Below are 20,281 nucleotides of genomic sequence, written 5' to 3' on the forward strand. Positions count from 1 at the left end.
TGGTTTTTCTAAAAGAGGTGAGCTTTGATTACTCGTCGTCTTCATCTTCTTCAGGGTAAAGCGCATCTTCGCCTTCGTAGTACGTACCCCAACCGTCATAGATGATGTCGTATTTTTCTGCCAAGTGAATCAGTTTTTCAACTTGCGCATCAATGGCTTCTGCGTCTAATGCTGATTCCATGGTTGCGTCACAGCAAAGCAACTTGTTGCCATCTTCATCTTCAGTTTCTTCCGCTTCAAGCACTTCAAAGCCCATCTTGAATGCTTCAACTACCGCTTTTTCTAGCGTGTCAAAATCTTCTGCAAACAGGTGGTGCTCGATTTCGTATAGCGAATCTGGATCGCTGCCATCTTCTAGCAATGCTGCAATGATATCGCGAGTCTCTTCCTTTTGAATCTCAATTAATTCTTCTACTGATAGATATTCATCTTCGTGAGACATGTTTTGGCTCCAGATTAGTTACTTGATAGAAACACTATACCCAATACTGAGTATGCTGATCCGGTGAAATATGGCATGGATTGCGATGAAAAGCCACAAACAAACATCATACCACCGCGATTCTTATCGGTTATTTGAATATAAATATTAAACCGACCACGCAAAGAAACAAAAAATTAACAAAAAATGGCATTTTTTAATATTCAGAACATCCTAACTGACACTTAATGCGGTTATTTTCTCTTTCTGTGCGTGTTTATGGCGCTTTCTTGAATACACTCACGTGTAAAACGAAGAAGCATAACGAATAAATTCACTTCAATAATGCATAATCAGGAATAAAAATGCACGTTTTATGCACTATGCATGTATTCTTTCTCAATGGGAAAATTAGAATAAAAACGCACGCTCTCCACATTTTACAAAATAGAATTTAAACCCAAACCAAAACTTCATTAGCAAAACAGACGAAACTAAAATCTAAAAAACAATAAAAACTCAGAATATAGGCAAAGCGTAGTGATTTGCATCTTTCTAGGAAGCTTGTCATAACTAACGGCTGGAAAATTTGTAAGGATACAAAATGAGCAAGCTGTACGTTGGATCAGAAGTTGGTCAACTTCGACGAGTTCTATTAAATCGCCCAGAGCGCGCCCTAACCCACTTAACTCCATCAAACTGTCATGAGTTACTGTTTGATGATGTTCTTGCTGTAGAAGCGGCCGGTGAAGAGCACGATGCGTTCGCACGCACGCTACGCGATCAAGATGTAGAAGTGCTTCTCCTCCACGATTTACTGGTCGAAACCCTCGCCGTTCCAGAAGCAAAACAGTGGCTGCTAAATACTCAGATTTCTGACTTTCGTTACGGGCCAACCTTTGCGCGAGACCTGCGCCAATATTTTTCAGAAATGGATGATGAACACCTTGCCAGCATCTTTTTAGGTGGCTTAGCTTACTCAGAGCTGCCGATCACCTCATCTTCTATGCTGCCAAAAATGAAGCGTCCGCTGGATTTTGTTATTGAGCCGCTACCTAACCACCTATTTACGCGTGATACCTCATGCTGGGTTTATGGTGGTGTATCGCTCAACCCAATGATGATGCCTGCACGCCAACGTGAAACAAACCACTTACGTGCGATTTATCGTTGGCACCCAATTTTTGCTGGCCAAGACTTTATTAAATACTTCGGTGACGATGATCTGCATTACGATAATGCGAATGTCGAAGGCGGTGATGTGTTGGTTATTGGTAAAGGTGCAGTTCTGATCGGTATGTCTGAGCGCACGACCGCGCAAGGTGTAGAAAACCTTGCAGCGAGCCTGTTTAAGGCAGGACAAGCAACCGAAGTGATTGCGATTGATCTGCCTAAACACCGTTCATGCATGCATTTAGACACCGTTATGACCCATATGGATGTGGACACGTTCTCTGTTTACCCAGAGATCATGCGCAAAGATCTCGACACATGGCGCTTAACACCAAAAGGCAATGGTGAAATGCATGTTGAAGCATCTCATAACTACCTGCATGCGATTGAATCTGCTCTTGGCTTAGATCAGCTGAAAATCATCACCACTGGTGGTGACAGTTATGAAGCTGAGCGCGAACAATGGAATGACGCCAATAACGTTCTTACCGTAAAACCGGGCGTTGTGATTGGTTACGAACGCAATGTATACACCAACGAAAAATACGACAAAGCTGGTATCAAAGTACTGACAGTCCCAGGTAACGAGCTTGGCCGTGGCCGTGGCGGCGCCCGCTGCATGAGTTGTCCGATAGAACGAGACGATATATAACCAATTCGTCCTTTTACATTAAATGAATAAAAACTAAGGTTGATGTGAATGCATCAACCTTTTTTAGTTTTACATAAAAATAATTATTCACAAATAAAGCATTTATATGTTTTAATGCATTCTATTAATTCAATCACACGTACTAAGGGACGAGCTATGGCTTTCAATTTACGTAACCGCAACTTTTTGAAGCTATTGGATTTCTCAACCAAAGAAATCCAGTTCTTGCTCGAACTGTCTGCAGAGCTAAAAAAAGCAAAATATGCAGGAACAGAGCAGAAGACACTTCAAGGTAAAAACATTGCACTCATCTTTGAGAAATCTTCGACTCGTACCCGATGTGCGTTTGAAGTCGCTGCTTTTGATCAAGGCGCTCAAGTCTCTTACATCGGCCCTTCTGGTTCTCAGATTGGCCATAAAGAATCAATGAAAGACACCGCGCGCGTACTTGGCCGCATGTATGATGGCATCGAATACCGCGGTTTTGGCCAATCCATTGTTGAAGAGCTTGGCACTTATGCTGGTGTTCCAGTGTGGAATGGTTTGACTGATGAGTTCCACCCAACCCAAATCCTTGCTGACTTCCTGACCATGCAAGAGTACGGACGCGGTAAGCAGCTGCATGAAATGACCTTCGCTTACCTAGGCGATGCACGCAACAATATGGGCAACTCGCTCATGGTGGGCGCCGCTAAAATGGGCATAGATATTCGCCTTGTCGCGCCAAAAGCGTTCTGGCCTGAAGAAGATTTGGTGGCAACTTGCCAAACTATCGCGCAGCAAACTGGTGCAAAAATCACATTAACTGAAAGCGTGGAGGAAGGCGTGAAGGGTTGTGACTTCCTTTACACCGATGTTTGGGTATCTATGGGTGAATCCGCTGAGGCATGGGATGAACGTGTGGCTTTAATGACACCATATCAAATCAATATGGACGTGATTAAACAAACGGGTAATCCACATGTGAAATTTATGCACTGTCTTCCAGCTTTCCACAATGATGATACCACCGTCGGCAAAGAAGTCGCTGAAAAATACGGCATGAAAGGCCTTGAAGTAACAGAAGAGGTATTTGAGTCAGAATACTCCATCGTATTCGACGAAGCTGAAAACCGTATGCACACCATCAAAGCCGTGATGGTAGCAACATTAGGAAGCTAAACTAACAAGCCAAAACAGCTGCCAAAAACCATGATGTAATCGCTTGCGCTCACGAAAGTTAAGCGTATAATGCTCGGCAATTTGTCTGAGGATTAAGAAATGACCAAGCTAATTGCCGACATGAAAACGCGATTTGCTCTAGCTAAGCGACTACGCTTACGTGGTGTTATTTTCGTTAATTCTATTGAATTTTAAAACCTCCCCATTTGGGGAGGTTTTTTTATGTCCAAAATTCCTTTCGGTTATTTGGATGTAGTCATCAATGTTATAGGGAAGAAGATCATGGCGAACTCGCTTTACCAGAAGCACATCATCTCTATTCCAGAGCTTTCACGTGAAGAGCTGGAACTTATCGTAGAAACAGCAGGCAGCCTTAAAAAAGCACCTCGACCAGAACTGATTAAAAACAAAGTCGTTGCCAGTTGTTTCTTTGAACCATCAACACGTACACGTTTATCGTTTGAAACAGCGATTCAACGCATTGGTGGTGACGTGATTGGCTTTGATAATGATGGTAATACATCTCTGGCGAAAAAAGGCGAAACACTCGCAGATTCAGTACAGGTCATCTCTTCTTACGTCGATGCCTTTGTGATGCGCCATCCACAAGAAGGCGCCGCTCGCTTGGCCTCTGAATTCTCAAATGGCGTGCCAGTGATCAACGCTGGTGACGGTGCAAACCAACACCCAACTCAAACGCTACTCGACCTATACACCATCGCGGAAACACAAGGTCGTCTAGACAACTTGAACGTCGCGTTCGTCGGTGACCTAAAATATGGCCGCACGGTGCACTCTCTGACTCAAGCCTTAGCGAAGTTTAATAACATCCGCTTCTTCTTTGTTGCACCAGAAGCATTGGCAATGCCAGATTACATCTGCGAAGAGCTAGACGAAGCTGGCATTCAATATAGTCTGCACACGGACATGGAGAGCGTGATTCCTGAACTAGATATTCTGTACATGACACGAGTACAGAAAGAACGTTTTGACGAATCGGAGTACGCGCACATTAAATCGGCGTATATTTTGACAGCTGCATTACTCGAAGGGGCGCGCGAGAATCTAAAAGTACTCCACCCACTACCACGTGTGGATGAAATCACAACCGATGTTGATAAAACGCCTCATGCTTACTTCTTCCAGCAAGCTCAAAATGGCGTATACGCTCGCCAAGCACTGTTGGCGCTTGTTCTAAACGAAACACTGTAATCGAGGAGAAAACCCATGGCTAAAGAAACTCAATTGCAGGTAGAAGCAATCAAAAATGGCACAGTCATCGACCACATCCCTGCGCAAATCGGCATCAAAGTATTAAGACTGTTCGATATGCACAATTCATCACAGCGCGTTACGATTGGTCTGAACTTGCCATCATCGGCACTCGGTCATAAAGATCTACTGAAAATAGAAAATGTGTTTATTAATGAAGAGCAAGCGAGCAAGTTGGCGCTGTATGCTCCTCACGCGACCGTGAACCAAATCGAAAACTATGAAGTGGTGAAAAAGCTCGCGTTAGAGCTTCCAGAGCGCATCAATGATGTCTTCGAATGCCCAAATTCAAACTGTATTTCTCACAATGAGCCAGTAGAAAGCAGCTTTAGCGTATTCGAAAAGAAACAAGAAATCCGCTTAAAGTGTAAGTACTGCGAGAAAGTCTTCTCACGTGAGATCGTAACCGAACGATAAACACACCGTACGACTAGGCGTGATACGTTTAAAATACCCCGCAATGTCGGGGTATTTTACTCTTTACCTACCACGGGTTTAGAGGCAAACTGAGAATCTTTATTCCCTACAACTGATGGAAAAATCAAATGACGAAAGTACTTCACACTGAATCTGCACCAGCAGCAATCGGTCCTTACGTTCAAGGCGTAGATCTAGGTAACATGGTTCTTACTTCAGGCCAAATCCCAGTAAACCCAGCGACAGGTGAAGTGTCTGCTGATATCGCAGAGCAAGCTCGTCAGTCTCTAGAAAACGTAAAGGCTGTGGTTGAATCTTCAGGCCTTAAAGTGTCAGATATCGTGAAGCTAACGGTTTTTGTTAAAGACCTAAACGACTTTGGCACGGTGAACGAAGTTTACGGCAAGTTCTTTGATGAGCACGGCGTAGCAAACTACCCTGCACGTTCTTGTGTAGAAGTCGCTCGCCTACCGAAAGATGTTGGTATCGAGATTGAAGCAATTGCAGTTCGCAAATAATGGCACTTGCTGACAAACATAAAAAAACGGGTAGCTCAGGCTACCCGTTTTTTATTGTCTTTTCGTGATGATATCGCAGTAAAACTTAAGCAGCATTACGCTGTTTGACTTCTTCATCTAACGATTCAAGCTTCTCTTTCATCTGTTCACGACAGATATTCGCTAGCTCGCGAATGCCCTCTTTACCATAGCCTTCTGTACTGATTGGAGGTAGCATTTCAACAATCACATGACCATTGTTCCAACGGTTCAGCTTAATTTTATTCGTCGAGCTACATACGATAGGAATGATTGGCACGCCTGCTCCAATTGCTGCATGAAAAGCACCTGTTTTGAATGGCAGCAGACCACGCCCACGAGAACGCGTGCCTTCAGGGAACATCCACACCGAAACATCACTTTCTTTCATGCTGCTCACTACCTGATCGATAGTACCTTTTGCTTTCGAGCGATTCGCTCTGTCAATCAGGATGTTACCCGTAAGCCAGTAAAGCTGACCAAACAGTGGCATCCAAGCCAAGCTCTTTTTACCTACTGTCACAACTTTCGGGGTCACAGCAGCAGAAACAGTAAACATGTCCCAGTTGTTCTGGTGGTTAGCAATGTAAACATGTTGTCCGCGTGAATACGCATCTTCAGGGATACGCAGCTCTAACTTAATCCCAAATACACGAGACATCTTGGCAAACAAGCGGCCAAAAGTGAAAACGTGCTTAGGGTTTCGGGGGCTTAACAGGCAGTAACCACAACCACCAATAAACATAACAATCGCAAAGATAGCGACAGCAAATACACGTAACAGTGCAATCATTCTTGTTCTCCAGGAACCGGCTTTTGCCAGATACAGCTATTAATTTCTCTCTTTCCATAAAGGATAACTATGGTCATGAGAGTGATATAAAAAAGCCGAAACTCAGGTTTCGGCTCTCTTGATATCCAAGTTACCTGCGGTGCAGTTTAACTTGCCTCGCTCACTCGCTCAATATTTGCGCCAAGTGCAGCCAGTTTATTTTCGATTTTGTCGTAACCGCGGTCGATATGGTAAATACGATCAACGATGGTTTCGCCTTTAGCAATACAGCCCGCAATTACCAAACTAGCCGAAGCTCGTAGGTCGGTTGCCATCACTTGCGCACCACTTAATGACTCAACATCACCACAGATAACGGTGTTGCCTTCAATCTCGGCTTTCGCGCCCATACGCATCAATTCTGGTACGTGCATAAAGCGGTTTTCAAAGATAGTCTCAGTGATCACGCCGCCGCCTTTAGCCATCATGTTTAGTAGCGTAAATTGCGCTTGCATATCGGTCGGGAAGCCTGGATGCGGCGCTGTACGTACACTCACTGCTTTCAGCTCGCGATCAGTCATATCAACTGAAATCCAATCGTCACCCGTTTCGACAAGCGCGCCAGCTTCTTCTAGCTTGGCTAAAACCGCTTCAAGCAAATGAGCGTTAGTGTTACGACATACTACTTTACCGCCAGATACCGCAGCAGCGACAAGGAATGTTCCCGTCTCAATACGGTCGGCAACCACGTTGTGTTTACAACCACCTAGGCGCTCAACACCTTCAATCGTGATCGTATCTGTGCCTGCACCAGAAATTTTTGCTCCAAGCTTATTTAGGAAATCCGCGGTGTCTACAATTTCAGGTTCACGCGCCGCGTTGTCTAGCGTTGTAGTGCCTTCAGCAAGTGCTGCAGCACACATGATGGTGATCGTCGCGCCTACGCTGACTTTATCCATCACGATGTGCGCACCTTTTAGACGACCATCAACCTCAGCTTTAACGTAACCATCTTCAAGCGTAATCGTTGCGCCAAGCTGCTCTAGGCCAGAAATATGCAGATCAACAGGACGAGCACCGATAGCACAACCGCCAGGTAGAGAAACCTGACCTTGACCAAATCGCGCTACGAGCGGGCCCAAAGCCCAAATAGAAGCACGCATGGTTTTCACCAAATCATACGGTGCGCAGTATTCAGTAATGCTACTTGGATCGACGTGAACAGAACCATTACGGCTTACTTTCGCGCCTAAACGCTTAAGCAGTTCCATGGTTGTATCGATATCACGAAGGTGTGGCACGTTTGCCACTTCTACAGGCTCTTCCGCCAAGATAGACGCAAATAAAATCGGCAGTGCTGCGTTTTTTGCACCGGAAATGGTCACTTCACCAACGAGTGGTTTATCTGACCCAATAACTCGAAACTTTTCCATCAATAAACCTTAAAGCGACATCAGTTTCTTATCACGAGCCCACTCTTCTGGTGTGAACGCTTTAATTGATAATGCGTGAATGTCGTTACGCTGGATGTATTCCATCAGAGGACCATAAATTAACTGTTGCTTCTTAACGCGGCTCATTCCATCGAAACAAGCATCAACAGCAACCACCTCATAGTGGCTACCTTCACCTTTTACATGCACTTCTTGAAGGTTTAGTGCTTCTTCTAATAACTGTTGTACTTTTGCGCTATCCACAATTTACCCCTGATAATTCTGTATGTGTTTGGCCACTAAAGATTCAACATTGCTCAGTTGAAACAAAGTGCGCAGTTGCGCCGGCACGAAACTGAGCATTATATGACAGTTTTGCTTTTTTGCATGCTCTAATAAGTGGATTAACATCACCATTCCTGCAGAGTCGACGCGCTCTATCTCTTTTAACGAGCATTCCAGCTCAGCTTGAGCTGGTTGCCATTGCTGAGCATACGCCCACAATGAGGGCACTGTATCTCTATCAAGTGCCCCTGTTAGCTTAAGAATGTTTTGATCTAATTGCCACTGAGCGGGAGTCTGGGCCATTATTTCTTCGCCTCAAAGCGAACCGGTTCCGCAGCTAATTTTTCTAGATCTTTCGCGACAGATAAAATGCCTTCTTGACGAATTTTGCTATTCCATTCTGACTGTTTGCTAGAGAGTAAACTAATGCCTTCCGCAATCATATCGAATGCTTCCCACTCACCAGATTTGTTGTCTTTACGCAATTTGAACTCTAGCTTGATGTTTGGACGCGGCGTATCGATGATATCAACTTTAATGCTGGTGATACGCTTAGAGTCATCAATACTAGGCTCAGGACCAAATTCAATTTTCTGGTCACTGTATTGCGTTAGCACTTGGGCATATGAAGCAATTAAATACGCACGAAATGCATCGATAAACTCAAGTACGTCTTCACGTTTCGCTCCTTTTAGGTTTGGACCTAGGAGCTTTAACCCAGCATAGCGGTAGTTGACGTAAGGCATTAGCTCTTCTTCAACAATCACCTTGAGTAAATCTGGGTCTTGTTTGATTTTCGGCTGCTCGGCTTTTAATCTTTCGAACGTGACTTCAGCCACTTGCTTCATCATCTTATAAGGTTCAGTTTTATCCACTTCTGCTGCACTTGTACCAAACGCGCTAAACACAGCACAAACTGAAAGTAATAATCTCGCTAACATAGTTATTCCTTACTTGAATCGTCTGAACCACCTACGCTGTAAAGCACTTGACCAATTAAGTCTTCAAGCACGAGCGCTGATTTGGTGTCTTCGATGGTATCGCCATCGACCAGCATGACTTCATCGTCAAAAACAAAGCCTGGTACTAAACCAATGTATTGCTCACCAATCAAGCCAGACGTCAAAATTTGTACGCTCGACGTTTCTGGGAATTGATTGTATTTGCTATTGATCGATAGACTCACAACAGGTAATAAGTTATCTGGGTTAAGCGAAATATTGCTTACCCGGCCAATCACAACCCCACCCACTTTTACTGGCGAGCGAACTTTTAAACTACCAATATTATCGAACTCAGCTTTGAGGGTGTAAGTATCACCAGAGCCAATGCTTTTTACGTCAGCAACTTGAAAAATCATCACAAGAATCGCGCAAATTCCCGCTAATACAAAGCTGCCAACCCATAATTCAGTTTTACGTGTTTGTTGCATGATTAATTCCCAAACATCAATGCGGTCAGTACAAAGTCTAGTCCTAGTACTGCTAAAGAAGAATGCACAACAGTGCGCGTAGTTGCTCGGCTGATCCCTTCCGAAGTAGGAATAGCATCATAACCATTAAATAGAGCGACCCAAGTAACCGTAATTGCAAACGCAAAGCACTTGATCATACTGTTACCAATATCCTGTCCTAGTTCAACTGAGGACTGCATCGCTGACCAAAAACTGCCATGGTCAACACCTTTCCAGTCAACACCAACAAGCTGGGCGCCCCAAATACCCACTGCCATGAAAATCATAGCCAGCAATGGCATTGAAATAGCACCAGCCCAAAAACGTGGCGCAATCACTCTTTTCAAAGGATCTACCGCCATCATTTCAAGGCTAGAGAGTTGCTCCGTCGCTTTCATCAAACCTATCTCTGCAGTTAACGCAGAGCCTGCACGACCAGCAAACAGAAGTGCAGTGACAACGGGCCCTAATTCACGTAGCAATGAGAGCGCCACCATTTGCCCCAAACTGCCCTCTGCGCCGTAATCCACCAGCACAACATAGCCTTGTAGGCTCAAGACCATACCAATGAACAACCCAGATACGACGATAATCGCCAGAGACTGGACGCCTACGGAATAAAGTTGTTTAACGAGCAGAGGAAAGCTTTTAAGCGGTTGTGGCTTAGTAAACAGTGCCCCAATCAGCATGAAAGTCGCACGACCAAATGCTCCGCAGATGGAGAGCGTTCGTCTACCTAGTGAGGCGACAAAATGCATAAAGTTATCGACCATCAAATAAGTCCTTTTCGATACTTTGAGAAGGGAAGCGAAACGGTACAGGACCATCTGCATCACCTTGTAAGAACTGCTGAACGCGAGGGTCAGGATTCTGATTAAGCTCTTCTGGTGTGCCAAAAGCGATAATTTTGCCATCGGCCATCAGATAAACCCAATCGGCAATACTCATCACTTCAGGCACGTCGTGAGAAACGACTATAGAAGTTAAACCTAACGCTTGATTTAGATTACTAATAAGCTCAACCAAGACACCCATGGTGATTGGGTCTTGTCCGACAAATGGTTCATCGTACATGATTAAATCAGGATCCAGGGCGATCGCACGCGCCAACGCAGCGCGTCTTGCCATGCCACCCGATAGCTCGCTCGGCATCAGTTGTGCCGCGCCGCGTAGACCGACGGCTTCAAGCTTAAGCAATACCATGGTACGAATCAGCTCTTCCGATAAATTCGTATGCTCTCGCAATGGGAAGGCGACGTTATCAAAGACATTCAAATCAGTGAATAAAGCTCCTGATTGAAACAACATGCTCATTTTCTTTCGAGCATGGTAGAGTTTTTACGCGAGAGAGAGGGAATATTGTCGCCATCAAACCAGATCTCTCCTTGCTCGGGATACAACTGACCACCAATTAAACGCAGCAGTGTTGTTTTACCTATTCCCGATGGTCCCATAATGGCCGTCACTTTGCCCTCAGGAACATGCAGATCAATACCATCAAAGATCTTGCGCTCTCCCCGTGAAAAAGTGAGGTTGTTCACGGTGACTAAATCGTTGTTCGACATATCATCTCTTCTACTGTCGGAGCGTTGCAACTCACGGCATCATCAACCAGACACACAACGGAGTTGAATTTCACGTTTAATAAAGTAACGTCGGTACATTTATTAGGCTGCAATCATAAGCACATTGGCTTTGAATTTAAAGCACTGTTCAATTAAATAAAGTCGAGTATATACCTGCAATTTTTTGTGGATTACGATCAAATCAGCGCAAAGTGTTTAAATCCTAGACAAGAATTGCTGATTTAAATGAACGACATTTGCATACATTTTCGTTACTAACCTTTAATTTATTCGTCGTTTATCTTCCATTTTAGGCCGCAAAAGGTCAAAATTAGCGGTTATTCATTTTACTTATTTAATACTTAGGAATTCTCATGCTCGAAGCCGTAGCGTTGCTTATAGTCGGTCTTGTTTTGCTCGTATGGAGTGCAGATAAACTTGTTTTTGGTTCTGCAGCGATAGCCCGCAACGTCGGTATTTCACCTCTTGTCATCGGCATGACAATCCTTGCGATGGGCTCTTCTGCGCCAGAGATGATGGTTTCTGCAACCGCAGCCTGGGACGGAAAAACCGATACTGCAGTGGGTAACGTTTTAGGCTCAAACATCGCGAACATCGCGTTAATCCTAGGTATTACAGCACTCATCAAGCCTCTGTCGATTAGCTCCGCGGTCATCCGCCGGGAACTGCCATTAATGATTGCAGTAACAGTACTCGCCGGTATTCTGCTTTGGAATAGCCATCTCGGTTTTTTATGAAGGTGTCTTATTGTTTGTACTCTTTGGGGCATTTTTATTTGCTATGTTGCAGATCAGCCGCAAAGAACAAAAATCAGGTGATGTTTTTCTTGATGACCAAGAGTCAGAGATCCCAGAAGGCGTCAGCAACCCTAAAGCGATCATGTGGGTGGTTATTGGCCTGATACTGCTTCCTTTGGCAGCAAGCATGCTAGTGGATAACGCGGTGATTATTGCGAAGTATTTTGGCATGAGCGATCTTGTCATAGGTCTGACTATCATTGCCATCGGCACTAGTCTACCTGAGCTCGCAGCATCGCTTGCTGGTGTTTTAAAAGGTGAAGACGACATGGCCGTCGGTAACATTATTGGCTCGAATGTGTTTAATATTCTGGCCGTAATGGGCATTCCCGGCATCATTAATCCATCGGTACTGAGTGAGTACGCGATGGGACGTGACTTCTGGGTCATGTTAGGCGTTTCACTGTTACTTATCGCGATGTGTTTGGGTAAATCACGCAGTATTAACCGTATTGAAGGTGCAATCTTGTTTGCATGCTTCCTAGGTTATCAAGTGTACTTATTCGCAAACATGGCCGCTTAATTACCACGATAAATAAGTAGAGAACTGATATGTCCAATCAATTTGATTTTCGCGCTGCTGCTAAACAAGTTCTTGATATCGAAGTTGCTGCTCTGCAAGAGCTGGATACCTACTTTGATGATCAATTTGAGAAAGCGTGCGAACTGATCCTTTCCAACAGCGGCAAAGTAGTCGTTATGGGTATTGGCAAGTCAGGCCACATTGGTAACAAGATTGCTGCGACTCTGGCAAGCACGGGGACTTCTGCGTTTTTCGTTCACCCTGGCGAAGCAGCACATGGCGACTTGGGCATGATCAGCCCTGGAGATATTGTGCTCGCAATTTCTAACTCTGGTGAGTCAAACGAAATTCTGTCTCTATTTCCGGTATTAAAACGCCTGAACATCAAGATAATTAGTATGACAGGCAAGCCAGAATCCAATATGGCAAAACTGTCTGACTTGCACCTACAAATTACGGTACCTCAAGAAGCTTGCCCACTAGGGTTGGCACCGACCAGCAGTACCACGGCCACATTAGTAATGGGAGACGCATTAGCCGTAGCCCTACTCCAAGCGCGTGGTTTTTCTGCCGAAGATTTTGCTCTATCTCATCCAGGTGGCGCGTTAGGGAGAAAACTGCTGCTTAAGTTGTCTGATATTATGCACTTTGGAGAAGCGCTACCTAAAGTTTCTCCAAACGCATTGATTCGCGATGCCCTGCTTGAAATTTCAGAAAAAGGGCTAGGAATGACCGCTATCGTCGATGAGCACGATGCTATGCTTGGTATATTCACCGATGGTGATTTACGTCGCACCTTAGACAAACGCATTGATATTCATACGACCGCGATTGGCGAAGTCATGACGACAAATCCAACCACAGCGCACCCTGATATGCTAGCGGTTGAAGGCTTGAACTTGATGCAGAATAAAAATATTAACGCTCTGATTTTATGTAAAGACGAAAAAATTGTGGGTGCACTGAACATGCACGATTTACTAAAAGCTGGCGTGATGTAATATCAGCACAAACATTTAAATCATTTATTACACAAATAAAGGCAATGGTCAGGGAAGTACTGAGCTAAACGATAGGCCTTCATTATATGAGTTTTACTCGCCTTATTTATTTGCTCTTGATCTTCGTTGTCGCATGGTGCGGTTATTACCTACTGACCCCAAAAGGCAACGACGCAATTCAAGTAGCACCAGATTCTGAACTGCCCATGTTCAGTGGTACTGGACTGGAAAACATCACCTATGGTGAAGATGGTGTCCGCAGTTACATCATCCGCTCCACGAACTTAGACCATTATGCTAAGAGTGGAGATACCATTTTTAATAACCCGACGTTGATGGTTTACCGTGAAGGTAGCGTCATTGAATGGAAGGTGACGGCCACAAGAGCCGTGTTAGATGAAGACCAAGTTTTGACTTTATATGACAAGGTCTTAATGCAAAATCTTCTGCCTGGTGCGAGTTTTGATACCATGGCAACAGACAAGTTAGTCATTAATCTAACCAATCGTGATTTTAAAGCTGATCAACAGGTCATGTTGGTTGGGCCACAATTTGAAACTACTGGAGGCGCAATGCAAGGCAACTTAAAGCAGCATACCGCAACTCTGACAGACGAAGTTCAAGGTCGATATGAAACCGTTACACCTTAGCCTACTGGCACTGGTATTGGCGGCGCCTCAAGCGCTGGCACTTAAGTCGGATACTCAACAACCGGTTTACATTAACTCTGACACCCAACAAGTGGATATGAAGAGTAACCAGGTTATTTTTAAAGGCGATGTATCTCTTAAGCAAGGTAGCATCAATATCGATGCTGATAGAATCGTGGTAACGCGCGATCCTAAAACCGAAGCCATCAAACAGATTCAAGCATTTGGTAAACCTGCGAAGTTTTCTCAGCTGATGGACGATGGTAAGACACTGAGTGGTCAAGCTGTGGAGCTGGATTACCGTATTTCTACAGACGAACTGACCATGAAAGGTCAAGCGCAACTGGCACAAGACAACAACACCATCAAAGGTTCTTCGATTCGTTACCAAATTGGTAAACAAAAGCTAGTCGCTGATAGCTCTAAGGAAGAGCGCGTTACGACCATTTTGCAACCCAATCAGATAGAGAACTAATATGGCAGTACTGAGTGCGAAAAACTTGGCGAAAAGCTACAAAAAGCGCAAAGTCGTAACCGATGTTAGCTTGGAAGTTGAATCTGGTCAGATTGTTGGGCTGCTAGGCCCAAACGGCGCAGGTAAAACCACCTCGTTTTATATGATTGTCGGCTTGGTGCCACGAGATGAGGGCACCATTACCATTGATGATAAAGACATCAGTATTCTGCCGATGCACAGTCGTTCGCGTCTCGGGATTGGCTACCTTCCGCAAGAAGCGTCGATTTTCCGTAAGCTGTCGGTGGAAGATAACATCATGGCCGTACTCGAAACTCGTCAAGAAATGACACGTGAAGAGCGCCAAGATAAGCTGGAAGATTTGTTGGAAGAATTCCACATTCAGCACATCAGAACCAGTGCGGGTATGGCACTATCGGGGGGTGAGCGACGCAGAGTGGAAATCGCTCGCGCTTTAGCAGCCAACCCTCAATTCATTTTGTTGGATGAACCTTTCGCTGGTGTTGACCCAATCTCGGTTAATGACATCAAGAAAATCATCGAGCATCTACGCGATCGCGGCCTCGGAGTGTTAATCACTGACCATAACGTGCGTGAAACACTGGACGTATGCGAAAAAGCCTATATCGTAAGCCAAGGGCACCTAATTGCATCGGGAACTCCGGCAGAAGTTCTCAATAATGAACAGGTGAAACAAGTTTATCTCGGCGAACAATTCCGTCTATGATTATATTAGGAACGGTAAGATTCTGAGCATTACAAGGTAAGTAACACTGAATGAAACCTTCATTACAACTCAAGCTAGGTCAACAGTTAGCCATGACGCCACAGTTGCAACAAGCGATTCGCTTACTGCAACTGTCGACACTCGATCTTCAACAGGAAATCCAAGAAGCCTTGGATTCAAACCCATTATTGGAAGTTGAAGAAGGCCAAGATGAGCCTCTAGCAAACGGTGAAGATAAATCAGTGGTCGAGGCTGCTGATAGCAACAGTGCTAACGAACCAGCAGACATTGACGTTCCAGACAGTTCAGACGTAATTGAGAAGTCAGAGATCAGCTCTGAACTTGAAATCGATACCACTTGGGATGACGTCTACAGCGCGAATACCGGTAGCACTGGCTTAGCTCTTGATGATGATATGCCCGTCTACCAAGGCGAAACCACGGAATCATTGCATGACTACCTAATGTGGCAGCTTGACCTGACACCATTCAGTGAAACCGATCGTACGATTGCATTAGCGATTATTGACGCTGTTGACGACTACGGTTACCTAACCCTATCTCCTGAAGAAATTCATGAGAGCTTCGATAACGAAGAGATTGAGTTAGACGAAGTAGAAGCCGTTCGTAAACGTATTCAGCAGTTCGATCCGCTCGGTGTGGCATCACGCAACTTACAAGAGTGCCTACTGCTACAGCTAGCTACTTTCCCAGAAGACACACCGTGGCTTGCTGAAGCCAAAATGATTCTTGCGGATCATATTGATCACCTGGGGAACCGTGATTACAAGCTCGTCATCAAAGAGACTAAGCTGAAAGAAGCCGATCTCCGTGAAGTCCTCAAACTTATCCAGCAGTTAGATCCTCGTCCCGGTAGCCGTATCACACCGGATGATACCGAGTACGTAATTCCAGATGTGTCCGTTTTTAAAGACAACGGCAAATGGACCGTTTCTATCAACCCAGATAGCGTTCCAAAATTAAAAGTAAATCAACAATATGCTCAATTAGGCAAAGGCAATAGCGCGGATAGCCAGTACATCCGCAGCAATTTGCAAGAGGCAAAATGGTTAATTAAGAGCTTAGAGAGTAGAAACGAGACGCTACTCAAAGTTGCAAGATGTATTGTTGAACATCAACAAGATTTCTTCGAGTATGGTGAGGAAGCCATGAAGCCAATGGTACTAAATGATGTAGCCTTGGCAGTGGACATGCATGAATCCACGATTTCTCGTGTAACAACACAAAAATTTATGCATACACCACGTGGCATTTTTGAATTGAAGTACTTCTTCTCTAGCCATGTTAGTACTGACAACGGCGGAGAATGTTCGTCAACAGCAATTCGCGCACTCATTAAAAAACTGGTCGCAGCAGAGAATACTGCTAAGCCATTGAGTGATAGCAAGATTGCTGCTCTTCTGGCTGACCAAGGGATTCAGGTCGCGAGACGTACGATAGCCAAATATCGAGAATCCTTGGGAATTGCCCCTTCAAGTCAGCGTAAACGCCTATTATAAGGCACTAACTGAAAAGGAAAGTCTATGCAAATCAATATTCAAGGCCATCACGTTGATCTTACCGATTCAATGCAAGACTATGTAAATTCTAAGTTTCAGAAGCTCGAAAGGTTCTTCGACCATATCAATCAAGTACATGTTGTACTAAAAGTTGAAAAAATCACTCAAATCGCGGAAGCTACGCTTCATATAAATCAAGGCGAAATCCACGCATCAGCTGATGACGAAAATATGTATGCCGCGATCGATTCGCTGGTAGATAAATTGGTTCGCCAACTCAATAAGCACAAAGAAAAACTAAACAGTCATTAATCATGCAACTGAGCGAAATACTGTCATTGGACTGCACCAAGAGTGCGGTCCACTGCACGAGTAAAAAACGCGCCCTTGAAATGATCAGCCGCATCGTGGCTGATCAAACGGGCCAAGATTCTACCGAACTGTTCGAGTGCATGCTCAACAGAGAGAAAATGGGCAGTACTGGTATCGGAAACGGTATTGCGATCCCACACGCTAGAATGCAATCGAGCGACAAGGCTATTGCTGTCTTGCTGCAATGTGATGAAGCAATTGAATTCGATGCGATTGATAATCGACCTGTCGACCTTCTTTTTGCGCTCCTTGTACCAGAAGAACAGTGCAAAGAGCACCTCAAGACTCTATCCTCTATGGCAGAACGTCTGAGCGATAAGCAAGTATTGAAACTACTGCGCAATGCTCAGAGTGATGAAGAACTTTACGACATCATGATTCACCAATAAGCAGGACGGACATCATGCGACTAATCGTGGTTAGCGGGCACTCAGGTGCCGGTAAGAGTATTGCGCTGCGCGTACTGGAAGACTTAGGTTATTACTGTGTTGATAACCTCCCAGTGAATTTGCTGGACGCATTTGTTCACTCTGTTGCTGACAGCAAGCAGAATGTTGCGGTAAGCATTGATATTCGCAATATCCCTAAAAAGCTAAAAGAACTGACTGGTACACTGGAGCAGTTGAAAACAGAGCTTGATGTGACCATGCTTTTCTTGGACGCCAATAAGGAAACGCTACTCAAACGCTACAGCGAAACACGCCGAATCCACCCTTTATCTTTAGGTGGCACCTCTCTCTCCCTTGACCAAGCCATCGAGCGTGAGAAAGAAATTTTAACACCACTTAAAGCGCATGCCGATCTTGTACTGAACAGCAGCGGACAATCTTTGCATGAGTTGAGTGAAACCGTGCGTATGCGTGTTGAAGGCAGAGATCGCAAAGGGCTTGTTATGGTATTTGAGTCTTTTGGCTTCAAATATGGCCTGCCTTCCGATGCCGATTACGTATTCGACGTTCGCTTCTTGCCCAACCCACATTGGGAACCAGCGTTGCGCCCACTTACGGGTTTGGATGCCCCTATCGCCGCATTTTTGGAGCAGCACCAATCGGTGTTAAGTTTGAAATACCAAATTGAAAACTTTATAGAGAATTGGTTACCTCTGCTCGAGAAAAACAATCGCAGCTATTTGACCGTTGCAATAGGTTGTACCGGTGGTAAACACCGTTCGGTGTACTTAACTCAGCAAATCGGTGAGTACTTCGCCAATAAAGGACACCAAGTGCAAATTCGCCATACCTCACTAGAGAAAAACACTAAGGAGTAGCTGTGGAGTTAAGTCGTAAAGTATTGATTCAAAATCGCCTTGGCTTACATGCTCGCGCAGCCGTCAAACTGGTCGAACTGGCCCAGAGCTTTGAAGCGGTCATCACTATCGACAATGAAGAAGACAAAACCGCCACAGCAGACAGCGTAATGGGTTTATTAATGCTTGAGTCTGCTCAAGGACAGTACGTCACAATCCACGCTGCGGGTGAGCAAGCAGAAGAAGCACTGGATGCCGTTTGCCACTTAATCGAAGATAAATTTGATGAAGGCGAGTAATTTACTCGCTTTTTTTTTACCTCTCACTCCCCTTCCCCTCACTGCGCCAATAAATAAATTTGCTTAGTATCATAAGTTGTTATTAAAAGGCGCCTAGAATTAAGTTATTATTCAACGCATTGTAAATATCAGGAATTGGGAGGAATGAATGGCAGAGCAAATTGAATTCGACCAAGCTCACCAAGCCCTCCAAGAAGTCACAGAAGCACTAGAAAATGGCCGCTTCGTCCATGTTCGTCGTCAGTTACAGGACATGGAACCTGAGGATATCGCTCACCTTTTAGAAGCCTCTCCACGCAAAAGCCGTGAAGTTCTCTGGCAACTCACCGACCCTGAAGACTACGGTGAAATCCTCGACGAACTAAACGAAGACGTCAAAGATAGTCTCGTATCCAAAATGGCACCTGAAGCGCTTGCAGAGGCGACAGAAGGCATGGATACCGATGACGTGGCTTATGTACTGCGTAGCTTGCCAGACAACCTGTCACGCGAAGTCCTGTCGCAAATGGACTCCTCTGACCGTCTGCGTGTCGAAACCGCCCTGTCCTACCCAGAAGACACTGCAGGTGGACTGATGAACACCGACGTTATCACGATTCGTGGTGACGTAGATGTGGATGTGGTTTTACGTTATCTGCGTATGAAAGGTGAACTACCAGAAGCAACGGATGCACTTTATGTCATTGATGAAGAAAGCAAACTGATTGGTGAACTACCCATTACTCTGCTGATCACGACCCAGCCTGATGTCAAAATTATCGACATCATGGAAGATGCTGACGAAGCGATCACTGTCGATACCAGTGATTCAGATGTTGCTAGTCTGTTCGAACGTCGTAACTGGGTCTCTGCTCCTGTCGTAGACGAGAACCAGCATCTCGTTGGCCGTATCACTATCGATGACGTAGTTGACGTTATCCGTGAAGATGCCGAACACTCGATGATGAGTATGGCAGGTATGGATGATGATGAAGATACCTTCGCACCCGTTGTAAAATCAGCTCGCAAACGCAGTATCTGGCTTGGGGCTAACGTGTTGGCCGCACTCGCCGCCGCTTCTGTTTCTAACATGTTTGAAGCCACGCTAGACCAGATGGCTGCCATTGCCGTATTGATGACGATTGTTCCTTCCATGGGTGGTGTCGCTGGTAACCAAACCGTCGCACTAGTGATTCGTGGTCTTGCTCTTGGTCATATCGGTGACTCGAACAAACGAGAACTGTTGATGAAAGAAGCCTCGATCGGTTTACTCAACGGCATCATGTGGGCGCTGATTATTGGCGGCATTGTTGTCGCTTGGAAAGGAAACTGGATGCTAGGGGGAATCATTTCCGCCGCGATGCTGACTAACTTATTGGTCGCTGGGGTTGCCGGAGTAACGATTCCAATCCTCTTAAAGAAAATGAACATCGACCCAGCTTTAGCTGGTGGTATGGCGTTAACGACCGTAACGGATGTAATTGGTTTATCAGTATTCTTAGGGCTTGCCACAATACTGATTACCTAACTG

24 protein-coding genes and 2 pseudogenes are annotated in these 20,281 nt (G+C 45.0%); 17 read left to right on the top strand and 9 right to left on the bottom strand.

Annotated features, from left to right (window positions below; all coding sequences use genetic code 11):
• Positions 1 to 28: 28 nt before the first annotated feature.
• A complete protein-coding gene (gene rraB, locus EX191_RS16000; RefSeq protein ID WP_005381081.1) occupies positions 29 to 442 on the bottom strand; it encodes a ribonuclease E inhibitor RraB in 414 nt (137 codons plus the stop codon).
• A 583-nt stretch (positions 443 to 1,025) separates the two neighbouring features.
• Here rraB and arcA point away from each other — a divergent pair.
• The 6 genes from arcA to EX191_RS16030 all read left to right on the top strand — a co-directional run bounded on the left by arcA (position 1,026) and on the right by EX191_RS16030 (position 5,614).
• Positions 1,026 to 2,246 carry an arginine deiminase gene (gene arcA, locus EX191_RS16005; RefSeq protein WP_005397470.1) on the top strand — a complete coding sequence of 407 codons (1,221 nt, stop codon included), beginning with the start codon at positions 1,026 to 1,028 and terminating at the stop codon, positions 2,244 to 2,246.
• Positions 2,247 to 2,402: 156 nt separating this feature from the next.
• Complete coding sequence (argF, locus tag EX191_RS16010) at positions 2,403 to 3,407, top strand: ornithine carbamoyltransferase (protein WP_193448045.1); 1,005 nt, start codon at positions 2,403 to 2,405, stop codon at positions 3,405 to 3,407.
• Positions 3,408 to 3,506: 99 nt separating this feature from the next.
• On the top strand, positions 3,507 to 3,602 hold the full coding sequence (locus tag EX191_RS16015) for a hypothetical protein (RefSeq protein ID WP_031780631.1): 96 nt from the start codon (positions 3,507 to 3,509) through the stop codon (positions 3,600 to 3,602).
• Between the two features lie 87 nt (positions 3,603 to 3,689).
• The gene (gene pyrB / locus EX191_RS16020) at positions 3,690 to 4,619 is read left to right on the top strand and encodes an aspartate carbamoyltransferase (protein WP_005397473.1); all 930 of its coding nucleotides are present in this window, start codon (positions 3,690 to 3,692) and stop codon (positions 4,617 to 4,619) included.
• A 15-nt stretch (positions 4,620 to 4,634) separates the two neighbouring features.
• Positions 4,635 to 5,096 (top strand): aspartate carbamoyltransferase regulatory subunit, encoded by a 462-nt coding sequence (pyrI, locus tag EX191_RS16025; protein ID WP_005381086.1) that lies wholly within the window; start codon positions 4,635 to 4,637, stop codon positions 5,094 to 5,096.
• Positions 5,097 to 5,224: 128 nt separating this feature from the next.
• Positions 5,225 to 5,614 (top strand): RidA family protein, encoded by a 390-nt coding sequence (locus EX191_RS16030; protein WP_005381087.1) that lies wholly within the window; start codon positions 5,225 to 5,227, stop codon positions 5,612 to 5,614.
• An 85-nt stretch (positions 5,615 to 5,699) separates the two neighbouring features.
• On the opposite strand, the gene EX191_RS16035 is transcribed toward EX191_RS16030, so the two are convergent.
• The 8 genes and pseudogenes from EX191_RS16035 to mlaF form a co-directional block, all read right to left on the bottom strand.
• Positions 5,700 to 6,425 (bottom strand): 1-acylglycerol-3-phosphate O-acyltransferase, encoded by a 726-nt coding sequence (locus EX191_RS16035; protein WP_005381088.1) that lies wholly within the window; start codon positions 6,423 to 6,425, stop codon positions 5,700 to 5,702.
• Positions 6,426 to 6,571: 146 nt separating this feature from the next.
• Complete coding sequence (murA, locus tag EX191_RS16040) at positions 6,572 to 7,837, bottom strand: UDP-N-acetylglucosamine 1-carboxyvinyltransferase (RefSeq protein WP_005396229.1); 1,266 nt, start codon at positions 7,835 to 7,837, stop codon at positions 6,572 to 6,574.
• A gap of 9 nt (positions 7,838 to 7,846) precedes the next feature.
• Positions 7,847 to 8,101, bottom strand: a complete 255-nt coding sequence (ibaG, locus tag EX191_RS16045; protein WP_005396230.1) for a BolA family iron metabolism protein IbaG — start codon at positions 8,099 to 8,101, stop codon at positions 7,847 to 7,849.
• 3 nt (positions 8,102 to 8,104) lie between these two features.
• Positions 8,105 to 8,425, bottom strand: a complete 321-nt coding sequence (locus tag EX191_RS16050; protein WP_005396231.1) for an STAS domain-containing protein — start codon at positions 8,423 to 8,425, stop codon at positions 8,105 to 8,107.
• The gene (mlaC, locus tag EX191_RS16055; RefSeq protein WP_006742355.1) at positions 8,425 to 9,063 is read right to left on the bottom strand and encodes a phospholipid-binding protein MlaC; all 639 of its coding nucleotides are present in this window, start codon (positions 9,061 to 9,063) and stop codon (positions 8,425 to 8,427) included. Before mlaC ends, EX191_RS16050 begins: the two co-directional genes overlap by 1 nt.
• Before the next feature lie 2 nt (positions 9,064 to 9,065).
• Positions 9,066 to 9,554 (bottom strand): outer membrane lipid asymmetry maintenance protein MlaD, encoded by a 489-nt coding sequence (mlaD, locus tag EX191_RS16060; protein WP_005396233.1) that lies wholly within the window; start codon positions 9,552 to 9,554, stop codon positions 9,066 to 9,068.
• 2 nt (positions 9,555 to 9,556) lie between these two features.
• On the bottom strand, positions 9,557 to 10,348 hold the full coding sequence (gene mlaE, locus EX191_RS16065) for a lipid asymmetry maintenance ABC transporter permease subunit MlaE (RefSeq protein WP_005396234.1): 792 nt from the start codon (positions 10,346 to 10,348) through the stop codon (positions 9,557 to 9,559).
• Positions 10,338 to 11,140, bottom strand: a pseudogene (mlaF, locus tag EX191_RS16070) (phospholipid ABC transporter ATP-binding protein MlaF). Before mlaF ends, mlaE begins: the two are co-directional and overlap by 11 nt.
• 374 nt (positions 11,141 to 11,514) lie before the next feature.
• Between mlaF and EX191_RS16075 the strand changes: the two are divergent.
• From EX191_RS16075 to mgtE, 11 genes and pseudogenes are all read left to right on the top strand, one after another.
• Positions 11,515 to 12,481 (top strand): annotated as a pseudogene (locus EX191_RS16075) (calcium/sodium antiporter).
• A gap of 29 nt (positions 12,482 to 12,510) precedes the next feature.
• Positions 12,511 to 13,482, top strand: a complete 972-nt coding sequence (kdsD, locus tag EX191_RS16080; protein ID WP_005396237.1) for an arabinose-5-phosphate isomerase KdsD — start codon at positions 12,511 to 12,513, stop codon at positions 13,480 to 13,482.
• 86 nt (positions 13,483 to 13,568) lie between these two features.
• Positions 13,569 to 14,132 carry an LPS export ABC transporter periplasmic protein LptC gene (gene lptC, locus EX191_RS16085; protein ID WP_005396238.1) on the top strand — a complete coding sequence of 188 codons (564 nt, stop codon included), beginning with the start codon at positions 13,569 to 13,571 and terminating at the stop codon, positions 14,130 to 14,132.
• Entirely contained in the window at positions 14,113 to 14,607 is a 495-nt protein-coding gene (lptA, locus tag EX191_RS16090) for a lipopolysaccharide transport periplasmic protein LptA (RefSeq protein WP_005396239.1), read from the top strand. Before lptC ends, lptA begins: the two co-directional genes overlap by 20 nt.
• Position 14,608: 1 nt before the next feature.
• The gene (gene lptB / locus EX191_RS16095) at positions 14,609 to 15,334 is read left to right on the top strand and encodes an LPS export ABC transporter ATP-binding protein (RefSeq protein WP_005396240.1); all 726 of its coding nucleotides are present in this window, start codon (positions 14,609 to 14,611) and stop codon (positions 15,332 to 15,334) included.
• 50 nt (positions 15,335 to 15,384) lie between these two features.
• A complete protein-coding gene (locus tag EX191_RS16100; protein ID WP_193448046.1) occupies positions 15,385 to 16,854 on the top strand; it encodes an RNA polymerase factor sigma-54 in 1,470 nt (489 codons plus the stop codon).
• Between the two features lie 24 nt (positions 16,855 to 16,878).
• Entirely contained in the window at positions 16,879 to 17,166 is a 288-nt protein-coding gene (gene hpf / locus EX191_RS16105) for a ribosome hibernation promoting factor (protein WP_005381114.1), read from the top strand.
• 2 nt (positions 17,167 to 17,168) lie between these two features.
• Positions 17,169 to 17,615 (top strand): PTS IIA-like nitrogen regulatory protein PtsN, encoded by a 447-nt coding sequence (gene ptsN, locus EX191_RS16110; protein WP_005381116.1) that lies wholly within the window; start codon positions 17,169 to 17,171, stop codon positions 17,613 to 17,615.
• 14 nt (positions 17,616 to 17,629) lie between these two features.
• Positions 17,630 to 18,493: an RNase adapter RapZ gene (rapZ, locus tag EX191_RS16115; protein WP_193448047.1), complete on the top strand. Its 864-nt coding sequence runs from the start codon at positions 17,630 to 17,632 to the stop codon at positions 18,491 to 18,493.
• Between the two features lie 2 nt (positions 18,494 to 18,495).
• Positions 18,496 to 18,771, top strand: coding sequence for an HPr family phosphocarrier protein (locus EX191_RS16120; RefSeq protein WP_005396244.1), 276 nt, complete (start codon positions 18,496 to 18,498; stop codon positions 18,769 to 18,771).
• A gap of 148 nt (positions 18,772 to 18,919) precedes the next feature.
• A complete protein-coding gene (mgtE, locus tag EX191_RS16125; protein ID WP_005396251.1) occupies positions 18,920 to 20,278 on the top strand; it encodes a magnesium transporter in 1,359 nt (452 codons plus the stop codon).
• Positions 20,279 to 20,281 lie beyond the last annotated feature (3 nt).

It is taken from the genome of Vibrio chemaguriensis, assembly GCF_012275705.1.
In the GTDB taxonomy this organism is placed as follows: Bacteria; Pseudomonadota; Gammaproteobacteria; order Enterobacterales; family Vibrionaceae; genus Vibrio; species Vibrio diabolicus.